This window comes from Xenorhabdus szentirmaii DSM 16338, assembly GCF_002632585.1.
GTDB lineage: Bacteria > Pseudomonadota > Gammaproteobacteria > Enterobacterales > Enterobacteriaceae > Xenorhabdus > Xenorhabdus szentirmaii.
The window spans coordinates 167,873-185,776 of record NZ_NIBV01000001.1 but is presented as its reverse complement, the minus strand read 5'-3'; the positions used below and the strand labels follow the sequence as shown (position 1 = coordinate 185,776).

The window sequence follows — 17,904 nt, the reverse complement described above, 5'->3', positions numbered from 1 at the left end:
AATTTAACATTAAATTAACGTGTTCATGTAAAACATTCTGCTCATCTGATTATTTATTCCAGAAAAATATTCCTTGGAATGGGTATTTTTGGGCTGCAGAAAATAATAACAAAACGAATGAGGATCATGATAATGACAAAGCGCAACACAATGGCAATAGCAATGGTACTTCCGGCAATGCTTATGACTGGGGCTGCAAATGCGGCAGAAGTTTATAATAAGGATGGCAATAAACTTGATATATATGGAAAAGCGGATGTTCAAAGGCTTTTCGCTAAATCAGAAAGTAAACAGGCCGGTGACAGCTCAGTTGCTCGTGTCGGGATCAGGGGGTCAACTGAGATTACAGATCGATTGAGTGGTTTCGGTCGTTGGGAATTCAACATGTTGGCAAATGACATAGAAACGGAAAGTGGTAAAAATACCCGGTTACGTTATGCCTATGCAGGGTTAACATTTGATAAGAACACGACCCTTGATTATGGCCGTAATATGGGGGTTGTTTACGATGCCAACTCATGGACGGATTATTTACCGATTTTCGGCGGTGATTCCATGGCAGCAACGGATAACTTCATGATGGGTCGTTCAACAGGATTACTGACTTTCCGTAATAGTGATTTTTTTGGTTTAGCGGATGGCCTTAAGTTAGCGGTGCAGTATCAGGCGAAAAATGACGGTGATACCAAAAACAGCCGTAGTGATATTGCAAGGCAGAATGGGGATGGTTTTGGCTTCTCAAGTCTCTATGATTTTGGCAATGGCTTTAATATTGGTGCATCATACGGCAACTCCAACCGTACCACGGCACAAAAAGAAGGAACTAAAAACGCTAATGTGCTGGCCAGAGGAAACAAAGCGGAAGCATGGATTGTTTCTGCCAAATATGAAAAAGATAATATTTATCTGGCAGGAATGTACGGTGAAACCCGTAACTTAACCCGGTTTGGTAAACTGGATAATTACACTATGTTTGCCAATAAAACCCAAAATATTGAGTTGGTAGCTCAATATCTTTTTGATTTCGGCTTACGTCCATCAGTGGCTTTTGTTTATTCCAAAGGTAAGGATTTGGGCGATGACTTGGCGGATAAGAGCATACTGACGACTAAAGGCTCTGAAGATTTGGTTAAGTATGTTTCTGTCGGTGCTTATTATGACTTTAATAAAAATATGGGCACTTATTTTGAATATCAATTCAATTTATTAAAAGATAACGATTTTACGAGAAAAACAAAGCTGGACATTGATGATGTCTTCGGTGTTGGCTTAATTTATCGTTTCTAATTCAGGTCATATTATAAATTCATAAATTCGGGTTGCTGCACTGTGTGGTCAAAGTGCGTCATCCACTCGGAAGCATGGAAGCATAATTGGCCATGTTTGCGAGTGAATCAGGCTAACACGCAGCAACTCGAACCTCGAACAAATGAGGTATATACCCAATGGATTTCAAGTTGTATCGCGGCGGCAAGAGAGTGAATCCCCGGGAGCACAGATAACTATGTGACCGGGGTGAATGAACGTAGCCAACAAAGAGGCAACTTGAAAGACGAAGGGTATAGTTATCTTTCTGCTTCGCCACCCAATGCTTCAATGGTGTTTTTAATTAACACACTTAATTCACCTGACATTAAGGTAAAGTCGGCATCGAATCGTTGAGCGAAATCTTCCCGGTCGATATCATCATTTTGCTCACGCAGCGTTTCGCTGAATTTGATTCGCTTGAGAGCGCCGTCATCTGACATCACAAATTGAATGCGCTCTTCCCAATCCAGAGCCAGTTTAGTCACATATTTGCCTGATTCAATGTGTGTCGCAATCTCGTCGGATACCAGTTCTTGCTTTTTACAGCGGATAACGCCACCTTCTTCCAAAATAGCTTTCAATTCAGCTTCATCCATTAGTGCATAACCCGTTGGCAGGTTACCTGAGCGTACCCATTCTGTTAAAGTCAGTTCAATGGGCTCTGCCAGTGTCAGAGGGACAACAGGCAATGACCCCAATGTTTTCCTCAGCAATGCAAGATTATCTTCGGCACGTTTGGCACTGGCTGCATCAACGATGATCAGGCTATTGACCGTATCGATCCAAATATAGGTCTGGCTGAAACGGCTGAATGCCCTTGGCAGCAGTGTGTGGATCACTTCATCTTTTAGAGAATCTTTTTCGGTCTTTTTCAGTTTACGGTGCTGTTCACCTTCCAGGCGGGCTATTTTGGCCTGCAACTCTTGCTTAATTACAGGAGAAGGCAGCATTTTTTCTTCCTTGCGCGTGCAGATCAGAATTTGATTGCCAGAGGCATGGGTCAATGCTTCGCTGTGAGAACCCATCGGGGGAACCCAGCCGGTTTTCATCATATCTTGACTGCCACACGGGGTGAATGCCAATGGGCTTAATTGTTTTTCCAGTTCATCCGCAGAAAAAGACACATCTCGGTTTAAACGGTAAATCATTAAATTTTTGAACCATAACATGCAGTTACCCCATATAGTTACGCATTGTAGAAAAAATCACTTTTAAATATAGGGGAGCATGATAACGAATCATGTGACGAAGCCCTAGAACTTCATCTGTTCCCTATAATCCTTACCTCATTCTCATATAATAGAAAACATCATCATAATTAAACAGAAAGGTAACCTATGCGCATAGGCATTGATCTCGGTGGAACAAAGATTGAAGGGATTGCATTGGGCTCTCAGGGAGAGGAATTGTATCGGAAACGAGTAGATACCCCACGTGATGACTACCAGAAAACACTGGAAGCCATTGCCGGATTGGTGATGGAGGCCGAGCAAGTCACAGGACAACAAGGAACGGTGGGGATCGGGATACCGGGTGTTATTTCTCCTTTTACCGGAAAAGTGAAGAATGCCAACTCAGTTTGGATTAATGGAAAGGTATTGGACCAAGATATTTCTGCTTTACTGGGACGTGAAGTGCGTGTTGCCAACGATGCAAACTGTCTGGCTGTCTCTGAAGCCACGGATGGAGCGGGAGAAGGGATGCCAATGGTATTTGCCGTTATCATCGGAACCGGTTGTGGTTCAGGAATGACGTTTGATAGAAGAGTGCATTCGGGGGGAAATGGTCTGGCTGGGGAGTGGGGGCATAACCCGTTGCCCTGGATGGATGAAGACGATTTAGCGTATCAGGATCATGCTCACTGTTTTTGTGGTAAGGCCGGGTGTACAGAAACATTTGTTTCAGGGACAGGATTTATGCAGGACTATTTCATGTTAAGCGGAGTACAGAAAAAAGGGCATGAAATAATAGAAGCGCTGGCTCAGGGGGATGAATGGGCGGAATTGGCTATGCATCGTTATGAAAAACGTCTGGCCCGGGCTTTGGCACAAGTCATTAATTTACTGGATCCGGATGTCATTGTATTGGGCGGAGGTATGAGTAATGTCGACAGGCTGTATAACACACTGCCGGATTTAGTCAAAAAGTGGGTTTTTGGTGGAGAATGTGCCACACCCATTAGAAAAGCCGTACATGGTGATTCCAGTGGTGTGCGTGGGGCAGCCTGGCTCTGGCCCCAGCAATAAGCCGAAACCTACACCCTGGATTCAGGGTGTAGGTTGAGATGGTTATTTAAATCACAACCATTTGAAGCAAAAACGTTTAGTTTTCCCTGCTTGCTTCAGGATATCGCCGAATTCAGCACTGATGTAATACCAATTGTAATAGAGCAATGCATCTGGATCTTGAATAACACTCCACCCAAGTGAACGACCTAAATTATACGTTTTACCATCAACAGTAACCTGAAGATCATGCTGGTTGAAAAGCGTAGCCACCTTATCGTAAGTTTCTTTAGCAAAGTAGGGGAATTTAATTTGGTTTTTTTATGGACGAATAAATGAAAGTTTATTTACACCTGTCTACAAGAGGCATAGCAAGATGAAAAATGTGTTGAAAGTATCCACATTGGCCATGTTGGTGGCATTCAATGTGAATGCGGCGACAGTGGATTTGCGGGTCATGGAGACTTCAGATATTCACAGCAATCTGATTGATTTCGATTACTTCAAAGATAAATCCACGGAACAGTTTGGTCTGGTTCGTACCGCAAACTTGATCAAGTCGGCGAAAACCGGAGCGACCAATGCGATTCTGGTTGATAACGGTGATCTGATCCAAGGCAGCCCGCTGGCGGATTACATGGCAGCGAAAGGCCTGAAAGAAGGGGAGGTTCATCCTGCTTATAAACTGATGAATACGATGGGTTACACGGTGGGTAACTTTGGTAACCACGAATTCAACTTTGGTCTGGATTACCTGAAACAGGCTATTGCGGGTGCTAAATTCCCTTATATCAATGCCAACATCATGGATGCCAAAACAGGCAAGAATTATTTCACACCTTATATTATCGTTGATATCCAGGTAAAAGATCGCGATGGTAAAGAACATACCATCAAAATTGGCTATATCGGTTTTGTTCCGCCACAAATCAGCATTTGGGACAAATCAAATCTGGATGGCAAAGTCGTGGTAAACGACATTACCGAAACAGCAAAAAAATTCGTTCCTCAGATGAAAAAAGAGGGTGCCGATCTGATTATCGCCATTCCGCACTCCGGTTTTTCTCAAGATCCTTATAAAGCGATGGCCGAAAACTCTGTTTATTACCTGAGTGAAGTTCCGGGCATCAATGCCATTATGTTTGGTCATGCGCACGGTGTATTCCCGAGTAAAGAATATGCAGGCGTCAAGGGCGTTGATGTTGCCAACGGAACAATCAACGGTATTCCTGCTGTTATGCCGGGCCAGTGGGGGGATCACCTTGGCGTCGTCGATATGGTGATCAATAACGATCAGGGTGAATGGAAAGTTGAATCGGCGAAAGCGGAAGCGCAACCTATTTACGATAAAGTTCATAAGAAAGCGTTGGTAGAACGTGATAGCAAACTGGCCTCCATTATCGAAAAGGAACATCAGGGAACACGTGATTTTGTTGGCAAATTCATTGGTAAAGCTTCTGCCAACATGTACAGCTATTTGTCCCTGATCCAAAGCGATCCAACCGTTCAAATCGTCAATGATGCACAGGTGGATCACACCAAACGCCTCATTCAGGGTGATCCGAATTTAGAAGGAATACCTGTTCTGGCGGCGGCTTCACCTTTCAAAGCGGGCGGGCGCAAGAATGCACCGGCTGATTTTGTGGAAGTGGAAAAAGGGGATCTGACTTTCCGTAATGCGGCGGATCTGTATCTCTATCCGAATACGCTGGCGGTGGTAAAAGCAACAGGTGCTGATGTTGTGGAATGGCTGGAATGTTCTGCGGGCATGTTTAACCAGATCGATCCAAACTCAACCAAACCACAAGAATTGCTAAATTGGGACGGATTCCGCACTTATAACTTTGATACACTCACCGGAGTGAACTATAAAATAGATATCACTCAGCCTGCAAAATATGACACTGATTGCCAGCTTGTCCACAAAGGCGCGAATCGTATTAAAGACGTCACCTATCAAGGCAAGCCGATTGATCCGAAAGCAACCTTCCTGATCACAACCAATAACTACCGTGCTTATGGCGGTAAATTTGCAGGAACGGGCGATGGTCACATTGCATTTGCTTCACCGGACGAAAACCGCACCATTCTGGCTGCCTACATTTCCAGAATGACAAAAGAAAAAGGCGTGGTATCAATACAGGCTGAAAACAATTGGTCATTCTTGCCAATCAAGACAGACAAACAGCTGGATGTGCGCTTTGAAACTTCACCTTCTGAAAAAGCGGCGAAATTCATTAAAGACCATGCACAATATCCTGTGAAATATCTGAAAAATGATGATATCGGTTTCGCTATCTATCAAATTGATCTGACAGAAAAAAATAAATTTTTGTTGTACTGATAACTGCTCCTCTCATTCGTTGGGGAGCAGGATAATTTTTAACACCCAATAGATTTAAGTTGCTGCCGATGTTGCTATCAAGATGGCTATCATGGCCATCGTCTCGGCCCTGAAGGACAGAGTTTTACGGCGAGCTGGATAAAGTAGTGGCCTGAAAGATTGGGAGATATATAAAAATGGAGATACCACTATGACTTTCCTGAACAGACTTTTTTTAAAATTGTTATCTTTTACAAAAATAGCGCCAGTTGTTCTGGCTATGATGGCATCGGGTTGTGTCACTTTACCCGGACAGACTCAATCGCAAAAAGTGCAATCGGCATTGATGGAGACAGTTTCTTGTACCGTGCCGGAACAACCGACAGCCAATTATGACTATGATGCTAAAACTGACCATTTTGGCCCGAACAATAAAGCTTCAACCGACTACTTTAAGCTGGTTGTAAACTATTCGCCTGCATTTTGCGCCAATAAAAAGAAAAAAATAAAACACTTTGAGGAGAAAGAGAAAAAAGAACAAGCCCAGAATGAACATGAAAAATACGCATTTCAATGTTTCTCCGAAAATAAATTTGGCTGGATTTTACATGGGCTGTGGTCAGAAACCTGCAATGGAAAATCCATGGAAGAGTGCCGCGACTGGTCAGATATTCGTAAGCATCCTCGTTTGTGCAAAGGAGATTTGCCTGCATTGGACTACCAAATCATCAAGCCTTACCTGTGTACTTCTCCTGGCATAGATTTATTGCAAGCGGAATGGGAAAAACATGGTGCTTGTGATTTCGATACAGCAGAAAATTTTTTCAGCAAACAGCAGGAACTCTTCAATGGCTTGGTATTACCGGAAGACCGGCCATCAAATAAAGAACTGATTCAGTTCCTGAAAGAGCACAACCCTGTACTGAAAGATAAATATATTCAGATTAATCGTAACGAATTCTATATCTGTTATAGCAAGGACTTTGAAGTCATTGATTGCCCGAAACCTGAACATCAGAGATAACAAGACAGAATTATTGCTCTCAGAGCAAAATAATGTGACAGCGGTAAAAGATAACGTCGTTCACGGTAGCTAAAACAAATAGATTAAAGATACTGTAACAGGCGTTTTACCCAGAGCATCTGAATATAGGAAGTTAAGTGCAACGCTAATTATGGTGCGTTGCACTTATTAATTTAGCGGGTTTATAAATTAATAAGTTGTTTCAATTAATAAAAGGAATTACTCGTAATGGTAGTATTTTCGTTAGTGATAATAATAAGGCAATAGTGAAATATGTCATTATTGTTTGATAATAAAAACAGTTATGGAGGCATATTAATATGCAAAAAACGATGGCACAGCGAATAAAAAATACAATTGCCAAAGTATTAATCTGTTCTGTCAGTTTATTATTGGGAAGTATGACATTATCTTATGCTGCAGTGATCCCACCTCATTTACCCTTGTCTGATTATAAAGCGGATTTCAATCGCTATCTGACCGGAGAAATGGATATATCCAATGGGGGGCCACCAGAGTTTCTGCCACTGGTTAAAGAGAAATATGGCGACCAGCTCCATGTTAAACCTATATCGAGTGTTTATTATTACTTGTTCAATGTGGAAAAGCCGCCGTTTGATGATGTTCGGGTCAGGCAAGCGCTAGCACTGGCCGTAGACAGGAATATTATTACTGACAAGGTATTGGGCAATGGTCAAAAACCGGCTTATGATGTCGTGGCTCCCGGTACTGGCGGGGTTTATTTAAAACATCCGGAGTATGCATCTTGGACACAAGAACAACGTAATGCAAAAGCGAAAGCGCTGCTGAATGCAGCCGGGTTTAATGAAAATAATCCGCTCAAGCTCACCTTGCTGTATAACACTTCAGAATCCCATAAAAAAATTGCCATTGCTGCCAGTTCGATATGGCGAAAAAACCTGGGGGTGGAAGTCATTTTACAAAATCAGGAATCTAAAACGCAAAATACCAGTACAGTTCAGGGTAATTTCGAGCTGACGCGATATTCATGGAATGCGGATTATAATAATGCGACCAGCTTTTTTGAGATTTTTACGTCAGGAAATACCAATAACCACATGAGGTATCAAAATAAGGCATTTGATCAATGGGCGTTAAAAGCGGATGAAACTAACGATCCAACTGATTATCAACGGGCCATTGATATCCTCAATCAAGATATGCCTGCCATTCCGGTTTATTACTATACTCGGGTGAAATTAGTTAAACCCTATGTAAAGGGAGTTAATATTGACTGGCGGGGAACTATCCGGACAAAAGATATTTATATTATAAAAAATGAGATAAATAATAAGGGCCTGTTATATCAGGCTCTTATTGTTTATTTAAGTTAGTTAAATCAGCAAATTTAATCAATATGGTAGCGTAATGTAATAATAAAAACAGTAAATAATGGAGATTTAAAATATGAAGAAAATGATGGCGGGTTTGTTTAAAAACAAACTCACCCAAATCCTTACTTGTTCGATGGGACTATTATTAACAAATATTGCACCTTCTTATGCTGCCGTCGTTCCGCCAGGCACTCAATTGGCTGAGAAACAGGAAATTGTGCGTAACAATGGGAGTTTTCCGGCTTCTTTGGATGTCCATAAAGTAGAAAGTAACGTTGAACTGAATATTATCCATGATTTTTTTGACGGTCTGGTCTACACCGATAATAAAGGCAAAATTATTCCCCGTTTGGCAGAGCGCTGGGAAACCAGTGATAACCAAACATGGGTTTTTCATATAAGAAAAGATGCAAAATGGTCTGATGGCACACCGATTACGGCACAGGATGTGGTATTCAGTTGGCGGCGTTTGCTTGATCCGGAAATGGGGTCACCTTATGGCAGTTACCTTGCTACTGCCCATGTCGTCAACGCAAACGACATCATGGCTGGCAAGAAGAAAGCGGAAGATCTGGGTGTCAAGGCACTGAATGATACGAGTTTAGAAGTCAAACTCGATAAACCCGTTGCCTATTTTTTGCAAATGTTAACCCACCCGATCTTAGTGCCAATCAGTGAAAAGGTCGTGCAGAAATACGGTGATAAATGGACGCACCCCAGTACTTTTGTGGGCAGTGGTGCCTTCAAATTGTCCGAGTGGAAAGTGAATGAATATGTCATAGGCGTCAGGAATACTCACTATTGGGATAATGCCAATACCGTACTCAATAAAGTCACTTATCTTGCCATAGTGTCTGAAAAATCAGATCTAAACCGTTACCTTGCGGGCGAAATAGACATTACACAGACTATTCCCCTGGACTCTTTTGCATCATTGAAGAAATCGCTGGGCAGTCAGGTTCATATCGATCCGATGCTAAGTACTTATTATTACGCCTTCAATACCCAAAAACCGCCCTTTAATGATGTCAGAGTCAGGAAGGCATTAAGTTTAGCCATAGACAGAGAAGTGATTGCTGAGAAAGTCTTTGGCATGGGGCAGTTGCCTGCTTACGACGTTCTTCCTCCCAATATCGGCGGGATAACATTAGCTCAGCCGGAGTTTGCATCATGGACACAGGCCCAGCGGGTACAAAAAGCCAAAGAACTGCTGAATGAAGCAGGGTTTAACGAGAAAAATCCGCTTAAATTTGACTTGCTCTACAACACGAGGGAATCGCATAAAAAGCTGGCGATTGCCGTGAGTTCAATGTGGAAAAAGAACCTCGGTGTTCAGGCCAATATACAGAACCAAGAGTGGAAGGTACTGTTGGATAATATGCATCAGGGCAAGTTTGATGTAGTCAGATATGCCTGGACAGCAGATTACAACAGCCCCATGTCTTTTCTGGATACTTTCCTGACCGGCAGCAGTCAGAACATGCCGCAATATGCCAACAGTGATTTTGACCAGATGGTGATTAAGGCAGGTGAAACCAATGACACGGCGTACTACCAAAAGGCGATGGATATTTTCAATAACGATATGCCGGTAATTCCTATTTATTATTATGTCATCAACCATATGGTGAAACCGTATGTTGGTGGTCTCTATGTCAGTCCGATGGATTATATATCCACAAAAGACCTCTATATTATTAAACACTAAAAAAACGGAGCCTGTTTTATCAGGCTCTAATGATTGTTCTGATTAAATTAATGAGATGTCATTTGGATAAATAAGAATAAATACAATTGTGGAGTAATGATATATGCTAAAAATAATAAATAATAAAATAACAAGTGATAAAAAAATAAAACTATTATCTTGTGCCATTGCATTAATGTGGGGAAATGTTTCATTATCCTACGCGGCGGTTGTACCAGAAGGAACACAATTGGCTGAAAAACAAGAAATTGTGAGAAATAATGGCTCAGAACCGGCTTCCTTGGATGTACATAAAGTTGAAAGTGACGTTGACTTTAATATCATCAGTGATTTCTTTGATGGTTTGGTTTATCTCGATCAGAAAAGTGAAATTAAGCCAAGGTTGGCAACAAGTTGGGAAACAAGTGACAACCAAAACTGGATTTTCCATTTGAGAAAAGACGCAAAATGGTCTGATGGTTCGCCGATTACGGCACAGGATGTGGTGTTTAGCTGGCGGCGTTTAATCGACCCCGCAACCATTTCACCTTATGGAAATTACCTTGTGAATGCATCAGTAGTTAATGCCAATGATGTGTTGCAAGGCAAGCGTCAAGTGGATGCGTTAGGGATCAAAGCGCTGGATGATTCTACGCTGGAAGTAAAATTAGATAAGCCTGTCGGGGACTTTTTGCTGATGTTGGCACACCCCAGCATGGTGCCGATAAGTGAAAAAGTGGTCAAAAAACAGGGTGATAAATGGACAAAACCTGAATACTTTGTTGGCAGTGGTGCATTTAAATTATCTGAATGGGTAGTAAATGAAAGAGTGGTCGGCGTCAGAAACCCGCAGTATTGGGATAATCAAAATACCGTCATTAATAAAGTCACTTATCTTCCGCTGTCTTCAGAAAAAGCAGATTTAAACCGCTACTTGTCAGGTGAAATTGATATTACTCTGACCATTCCCTTGGACTCATTTGCCTCATTAAAGGAAAAATACCCAGACCAAGTGAATATCACTCCTAAAATTTCCACTTACTATTATGAAATTAATACCCAAAAGCCCCCTTTTAATGATGTCAGGGTGAGACAGGCACTGAATTTAGCGATTGATAGAGAAGTGATTGCCAATAAGGTATTAGGCCAAGGGCAGATGGCCGCTTATACCCTGCTCCCACCTAATATCGGAGGTTTTTCTTTCCAACAACCTGATTATGCATCCTGGACACAAGAGCAACGTAATGCAAAAGCCAGAGAATTATTAAACGAAGCCGGTTTTAATAAAAGTAACCCGCTTAAATTTAATTTGTTGTACAACACACAGGAAGCTCATAAGAAACTTGCTATTGCAGTAAGCTCCATGTGGAAAAAGAACCTTGATATTGATGCTGCCTTGCAAAACCAAGAGTGGAAAGTCTTAATAGACAATAAATACCAAGGAAAGTTTGAGGTTGCCAGATATGGTTGGATTGGCGATTATAATAGCCCAATGACATTTTTCAATATTTTCATGACTGATCATACGCAGAATTCATCCGCTTATTCAAATAAAAAATTTGATGAATTGGTACTGGATGCTGGAAAAACCAATAATAAATCCAATTACCAACAAGCGTTAGATATTATAACTCATGATGCGCCAATCATTCCTATTTATTATTATGTTAATGCCAAAATGGTCAAACCTTATATTGGTGGGTTTTATGTGGATTCACGAGGGTTTATTTCCACGAAAGATCTGTATGTCATTAAACACTGAATATAAATATATCTTTAATACTAAAAAAGTATGGAGAACATGAAAATGCAGAAAGCAATGGAAACAATAATAACAAGTCAAAAAATAAAACAACTCTCTTGTGTGATTGCATTAATATTAGGGAATATCGCAATATCCTATGCTGCCGTTGTTCCTTCCGGCACAAAACTTGCGGCGAAACAGGAACTGGTGCGTAATAATGGTTCTGAACCTGCTTCGCTGGATACGCATAAAGTTTCGAGCAACGTCGAATTCAATATTATCAGCGACTTTTTTGATGGTCTAGTCAGCGTGAATAAACAAGGAAAGGTTGAGCCGAGATTGGCTGAACGTTGGGAAACCAGTGATAATAAAACATGGATATTTCATTTAAAGAAAGGGATTAAATGGTCAGATGGTTCACCCATTACGGCCCATGATGTGGTATTCAGTTGGCGACGATTGACTGAGCCGGATACCGTTTCACCTTATGGTAGTTATTTTGAAAACGCGGCTATAGTGAATGCGAGTGATGTCCTGACAGGTAAGAAAAAACCGGAAGAATTAGGCGTAAAGGCGCTGGATGATTTTACGCTGGAGATTAAATTAGATAAGCCTGTGGGGGATTTCCTGCAAATGTTGGGGCATCCGGTCACATTTCCCATCAGTGAAAAAGCCGTAAATAAATATGGTGATAGATGGACTAGGGTGGGAAGCTTTGTGGGAAGTGGTGCCTATAAACTTTCTGAGTGGGTTGTCAATGAGAAGTTGGTCGGTGTCAGAAATCCTCAATATTGGGATGATAAGAATACTGTCATTAATAAAGTCACTTACCTTCCATTGTCTTCAGAAAAAGCAGATTTAAACCGTTATTTGGCGGGGGAAATCGATATTACGTTTACGATTTCAGTAGAAGATTTCCCGTCACTAAAAAAATCATTGCCTGATGAGGTGAAAATTTCACCTAAATCAACGGTCTATTTTTATGAATTCAATACTAAAAAACCCCCCTTTGATGATGTCAGAGTCAGAAAGGCACTGAGTTTAGCCATCGATAGAGATATTATTGTTGATAAAATATTGGGACAGGGACAATTGCCGGCTTATTCAATGTTAACGCCAAATATTGGCGGATTTGATTTCGAACAACCTGATTATGCTTCATGGACTCAGGAACAGCGTGTCGCTAAGGCAAAAGTGTTATTGAATGAAGCGGGGTTCAATAAAAATAACCCTTTAAAATTTGACCTTCTTTATAATACTCAGGAAGGGCATAAGAAAATGGCTATTGCTGTGAGCTCAATGTGGAAAAAAAATCTTGGGGTAAATGCTGCTTTGCAAAATCAAGAGTGGAAAGTGGTGTTGGATAATATGCATCAGGGGAAATTTGATGTTATCCGGCGGGCATGGGTAGCTGATTATGACAGTCCAATGACATTCTTAACGCTTTTTGCATCGAAACAAGTTAACAATACATCTCAATATGAAAATAAAGAGTTTGATGAATTTTTTGAAAAAGCCGGTGTGATTGGCTCTAAAGATTATTATCAGAAAGCTTCGGATATTTTAACAAAAGACCTTCCTTCTATACCTGTTTATTATTATGTTAACCATAATATGGTTAAACCGTATGTCGGCGGCTTTGATATTAATGCAAGGGGCGAATATTTCACAAAAGACCTTTATATCATCGAACATTAATTAATTGATTCAATAGAGCTTGTATTAACAGGCTCTATTAAATCATCAGAATAAATAATGAAATAGTCATATACCATAAAGATAATAATAGGAAAATAAAATGCAACCATACATAATAAAGTCAATAATTAATGAAACCATAAAAGTATTATCCTATTCTGTTGCAATTATCTTGGGAAGTTTGGCCTTATCTCATGCAGCAATCGTACCAGAGGGAATAACGCTGGCGGATAAACAGGAAATTACCCGCAATAATTTCTCAGAACCTGCTTCACTCGACCCGCATAAATCAGAAAGTGATGTTGAATTTAATATTATTCATGATTTTTTTGATGGCTTGGTCTACACTGATCAAAAAGGAAATATTATTCCCAGACTTGCTGAAAGTTGGGAAACGAAAGATAACAAGACGTGGATCTTTCATCTGAAAAAAGGGCTGAAATGGTCTGACGATTCACCCATCACAGCACATGATGTAGTATTTAGCTGGCGGCGTCTGGTTGATCCTGACACGATATCGCCTTATGGCAGTTATCTGGAAAGTATCCATGTCGTGAATGCCAATGATGTTCTGTCGGGCAAGAAAAAAGTCGAAGAATTGGGGGTAAAAGCACTGGATGATTTGACGCTGGAAGTACAATTGGAAAAACCGATAGCTTATTTTCTACAGGCATTAACACATCCGACTATGGTACCCATTAGCGAAAAGGTGGTTAAAAGATATGGTGATAAATGGACTCGGCTGGGGGCTTTTGTCGGTAGCGGCCCATTTACTTTATCCGAATGGGTAGTGAATGAAAAACTGGTTGGCGTCAGAAATCCCCATTATTGGGATGACAAAAATACCGTCATTAATAAAGTCACTTATCTTCCCATTACCTCAGATAAAGCAGATTTAAACCGTTATCTGGCCGGAGAAGAGGATATTGCCAGATCTGGCCCGCTGGAATCATTTCAATCTATAAAACAAAAATTAGGCGACCAAGTTCATATCACGCCGGGGCTGGCTGTTTATTATTATGCATTTAATGTGGAAAAGCCGCCGTTTAATGATGTTCGTGTCAGACAAGCTCTGAATCTGGCATTGGACCGAGATGTGATTTCACAGAAAGTTTTGGGGCATGGGCAAATCTCAGCCTATGATATTTTGCCACCGGATATTGGTGGTTTTAATTTCAAACGACCGGATTATGCATCATGGACACAAGAGCAGCGCATCGCAAAAGCGAAGGCGTTGTTGAATGAGGCTGGATTTAATCAAAGCAATCCACTCACCGTTAATCTGTTGTATAACACGCTGGAGTCACATAAAAAAATTGCGATTGCTGCCAGCTCAATGTGGAAGAAAAATCTTGGCGTCAATGTCGTCTTACATAATCAGGAATGGAAAGTGATGCTGGATACTATGCATCAAGGCAATTTTGAACTCGTCAGGTATACATGGGTAGCTGATTTTAATAGTCCGATATCATTTTTAGATATATTTACATCTGGGAACACCCAAAATACTCCAAAGTATAAAAATAAGCATTTTGACAACCTGATTTTCAAAGCTAAAGAAACGAATGAATTAAAATATTATCAACAGGCGAGTGATATTTTTAATCACGATGTACCGGTTATCCCTTTCTATTATTATGTCAATGTAAAATTGGTGAAGCCTTATGTGGGTGGGTATTATATAAACCCGACGGGATATATCTCGACAAAAGATCTTTATATTATTCAACATTAACGATGTAACGGATAAAGGGTTTGTACCAGCAGGCTCTTATTATGATGGACTAAACTTGTAGAGAGAAAAAATAAAATGAAACACAAGAAAATAAAATTAATGATAACGAAACCCATCCGGGTATTATCTTGTTCAATTGCCATGATATTGGGCAGCATAGCGTTATCCCATGCGGCAGTGATTCCGGCTGGCACTCAATTGGCGGATAAACAAGAAATTGTACGAGCCAATGGCGCAGAGCCGGCATCACTGGATGTCCATAAAGTTGAAAGTGAAGTTGAGTTCAGTATTATCCATGATTTTTTTGACGGATTGGTTTATACCAATAATCAAGGCAACATCACGCCCCGGTTGGCGGAACGCTGGGAAACGAAAGATAATCAAACATGGGTCTTCCATCTAAGGAAAGGGAATCAGTGGTCTGATGGTTCACCGATTACGGCACATGATGTGGTATTCAGCTGGCGGCGTTTGGTGAGTCCTGAGGTGATATCACCTTATGGTAGTTATCTCGGGAATGCCTCGGTAGTGAATGCAAACCAAGTGCTGGCCGGAAAGAAAAAAGCAGAAGAACTTGGCGTAAAAGCATTGGATGATTTCACGGTAGAAGTGACTTTAGATAAACCTGTCGCCGATTTTTTACAGATAGTCGCACATCCGGTCATGGCACCAATCAGTGAAAAAGCAGTCACAAAATATGGTGATAAATGGACTCAGCCGGAAGTTTTTGTCAGTAGTGGACCGTTTAAATTATCTGAATGGAAAGTGAATGAAAAAGTGGTCGGTGTCAGAAATTCCCGCTATTGGGATGATAAAAACACCGTCATAAATAAAGTGACTTATCTCTCCCTTGCTTCAGAAAAAGCTGAGCTTAATCGTTATCTGGCGGGAGAAGTTGATATAACAAAATACATTCCTTTGGATTCTTTTTCCCATCTCAAGAAAACAATGGGTGAGCAAGTCCATGTTTCTCCAAAAGCCAGTATTTACTATTATGAATTCAACAATAAAAAACCTCCTTTTGATGACATTAGAGTCAGGCAGGCATTAAGTTTGTCTTTGGATAGGGAAATTCTTACTGACAAGGTTTTAGGGCAGGGGCAAACACCGGCTTATAACATAATCCCACCGAATACAGGTGGTTTTGATTTGCAACAACCCGATTATGCTTCATGGACACAGGAACAACGTATTGATAAAGCCAAAGCATTGTTGAATGAAGCGGGTTTTGGGGAAGATAATCCACTGAAATTTAATCTTCTTTATAATACTCAGGAAATGCATAAAAAAATCGCTATTGCTGCCAGCTCTATGTGGAAAAAGAACCTTGGTGTGGAGATTTCCTTACAAAATCAGGAATGGAAAGTTGTTCTGGATAATATGCAACAAGGTAAATTCGATTTGGTAAGAAGCGGATGGGTGGGTGATTATAATAGCCCAATGGCATTTCTGGGTATTTTTATATCAAGCCATTCTAATAATACAGGTTTATACTCAAATAAAGACTTTGATAATTGGGTGAAAAAGTCTGGTGAGACGAATAAACAGGAAGATTATCAGCAGGCACTTGATCTCATAACAAAAGACACACCTATTATTCCGGTTTATTATTTTGTAAATACAAAAATGGTTAAACCTTATATTGGTGGTTTTTATATTAACCCAAGGGGCTATATTTCAACAAAGGATTTGTATGTTATCAAACATTAAGAAAAGTCATTTTTAAGAAATTTCAAGCTGCATCTGAGAAAGTTGCAGCTTGAAATAGTATGGAAGATAAGCTTAAATAGCTAATACCATTCACCATGACCAGAAGCCAAACCTATCATTAGTTTCCCTACTCCTGCAAAAGTTCCTAAAGGCTCAAATGATGCACTAGAAAATAATATACCAACTCCTCCAGCAGTATCCACCATACTAAAATAATTTCCTTCTGTGGTGAGCTTATCAATATCATTTGTTAATAACTCGCCATAAAAAATAGTCTTATTCCAAGACTCAATACCCCAAGAATTTCCTGTAAATTTCTTTCCAATTTCAAGCTGTAATTCAAGCGTTGTGTAAAAAACACTACTATCTATAGTCGCTGTACCTGAGTAATTATTTATACCGAAGTTCAATACTTTTTCTTTTATATTGTTAATGGTATTATTGTCTGGTTTTTTATCCATGCTATTAACCAGTTGATTTACTAGTTTAATTTTGCCATCTATAGAAAGTAAATTCGTCATATAATTATTCCTGTGTTTTTTAATGATAATAAATTAATAACATTTAAATTTATTATTGATGAGTTAAAATAAGAGGATGAGAATTAATTTTTGATTCCAGTATCAGAACTGATTCTTCCTGCTGTTCTGAAATATTTTCAATTAATGATTTTTATTTCACAACCACTTCTATATTTTAATTTTAAAAAATATTTAAAATATTTCGATTAATATGTGTCAGTTAGATAGTTTTGTGGATAGGCTTTTTTGTGAAAATTTTTATATTTAAATTAAAGTAGATGTTCAAATGTTTTCAAGGTGAAATCATATTGCTTTTTGTGATTAAGATTGAGTTTAATATGAGGTGGTCATTATTGATTGTTTTTTATTACCATTATAGTAGCTGAGTTAAGGTTTGATAAATGAGTCGATATGCCCATAGTGTCGTTTACAGAAAGTAATAAGTGATTTAGCCATACATTTATTTTTGTCAGGTAATGTAAAATAACTGCATGATTTTTAAAGTGACTTTGAAAATACCTAAATTAAATAATTGGTTAGATAAAACAGCTACGCTAGAGTGGGGATATGCGGA

The 17,904-nt window shown here is 39.9% G+C and carries 13 protein-coding genes; 10 read left to right on the top strand and 3 right to left on the bottom strand.

Annotation, left to right across the window (positions count from 1 at the left end):
- Window positions 1-132: 132 nt before the first annotated feature.
- Window positions 133-1,287, top strand: coding sequence for a porin (locus Xsze_RS00925; protein WP_038238566.1), 1,155 nt, complete (start codon window positions 133-135; stop codon window positions 1,285-1,287).
- Window positions 1,288-1,565: 278 nt separating this feature from the next.
- On the opposite strand, the gene rdgC is transcribed toward Xsze_RS00925, so the two are convergent.
- On the bottom strand, window positions 1,566-2,477 hold the full coding sequence (rdgC, locus tag Xsze_RS00920) for a recombination-associated protein RdgC (protein WP_038238564.1): 912 nt from the start codon (window positions 2,475-2,477) through the stop codon (window positions 1,566-1,568).
- 168 nt (window positions 2,478-2,645) lie between these two features.
- Between rdgC and mak the strand changes: the two genes are divergently transcribed.
- Window positions 2,646-3,554 carry a fructokinase gene (gene mak / locus Xsze_RS00915; protein ID WP_038238561.1) on the top strand — a complete coding sequence of 303 codons (909 nt, stop codon included), beginning with the start codon at window positions 2,646-2,648 and terminating at the stop codon, window positions 3,552-3,554.
- A 51-nt stretch (window positions 3,555-3,605) separates the two neighbouring features.
- Here mak and Xsze_RS00910 read toward each other — a convergent pair whose 3' ends face one another.
- The gene (locus tag Xsze_RS00910) at window positions 3,606-3,845 is read right to left on the bottom strand and encodes a DUF7823 domain-containing protein (RefSeq protein ID WP_455685319.1); all 240 of its coding nucleotides are present in this window, start codon (window positions 3,843-3,845) and stop codon (window positions 3,606-3,608) included.
- A gap of 64 nt (window positions 3,846-3,909) precedes the next feature.
- On the opposite strand from Xsze_RS00910, the gene Xsze_RS00905 reads away from it, so the two are divergent.
- From Xsze_RS00905 to Xsze_RS00870, 8 genes are all read left to right on the top strand, one after another.
- Window positions 3,910-5,877 (top strand): bifunctional 2',3'-cyclic-nucleotide 2'-phosphodiesterase/3'-nucleotidase, encoded by a 1,968-nt coding sequence (locus Xsze_RS00905; RefSeq protein WP_038238557.1) that lies wholly within the window; start codon window positions 3,910-3,912, stop codon window positions 5,875-5,877.
- Between the two features lie 190 nt (window positions 5,878-6,067).
- Complete coding sequence (locus Xsze_RS00900) at window positions 6,068-6,880, top strand: ribonuclease T2 family protein (protein WP_038238555.1); 813 nt, start codon at window positions 6,068-6,070, stop codon at window positions 6,878-6,880.
- Between the two features lie 320 nt (window positions 6,881-7,200).
- Entirely contained in the window at window positions 7,201-8,235 is a 1,035-nt protein-coding gene (locus tag Xsze_RS00895; RefSeq protein ID WP_244431797.1) for a peptide ABC transporter substrate-binding protein, read from the top strand.
- Between the two features lie 73 nt (window positions 8,236-8,308).
- Complete coding sequence (locus Xsze_RS00890) at window positions 8,309-9,943, top strand: ABC transporter substrate-binding protein (RefSeq protein ID WP_051462401.1); 1,635 nt, start codon at window positions 8,309-8,311, stop codon at window positions 9,941-9,943.
- Window positions 9,944-10,046: 103 nt separating this feature from the next.
- Entirely contained in the window at window positions 10,047-11,684 is a 1,638-nt protein-coding gene (locus Xsze_RS00885; RefSeq protein ID WP_051462400.1) for an ABC transporter substrate-binding protein, read from the top strand.
- 45 nt (window positions 11,685-11,729) lie between these two features.
- Window positions 11,730-13,364, top strand: a complete 1,635-nt coding sequence (locus tag Xsze_RS00880; RefSeq protein ID WP_038238553.1) for an ABC transporter substrate-binding protein — start codon at window positions 11,730-11,732, stop codon at window positions 13,362-13,364.
- Window positions 13,365-13,464: 100 nt separating this feature from the next.
- Window positions 13,465-15,099, top strand: a complete 1,635-nt coding sequence (locus Xsze_RS00875) for an ABC transporter substrate-binding protein (protein WP_084616244.1) — start codon at window positions 13,465-13,467, stop codon at window positions 15,097-15,099.
- Window positions 15,100-15,198: 99 nt separating this feature from the next.
- Window positions 15,199-16,809, top strand: a complete 1,611-nt coding sequence (locus tag Xsze_RS00870; RefSeq protein ID WP_038238551.1) for an ABC transporter substrate-binding protein — start codon at window positions 15,199-15,201, stop codon at window positions 16,807-16,809.
- Window positions 16,810-16,889: 80 nt separating this feature from the next.
- Here the strand turns inward: Xsze_RS00870 and Xsze_RS00865 are convergent, their stop codons facing one another.
- Window positions 16,890-17,330 (bottom strand): VapA/VapB family virulence-associated protein, encoded by a 441-nt coding sequence (locus Xsze_RS00865; protein ID WP_038238549.1) that lies wholly within the window; start codon window positions 17,328-17,330, stop codon window positions 16,890-16,892.
- Window positions 17,331-17,904 lie beyond the last annotated feature (574 nt).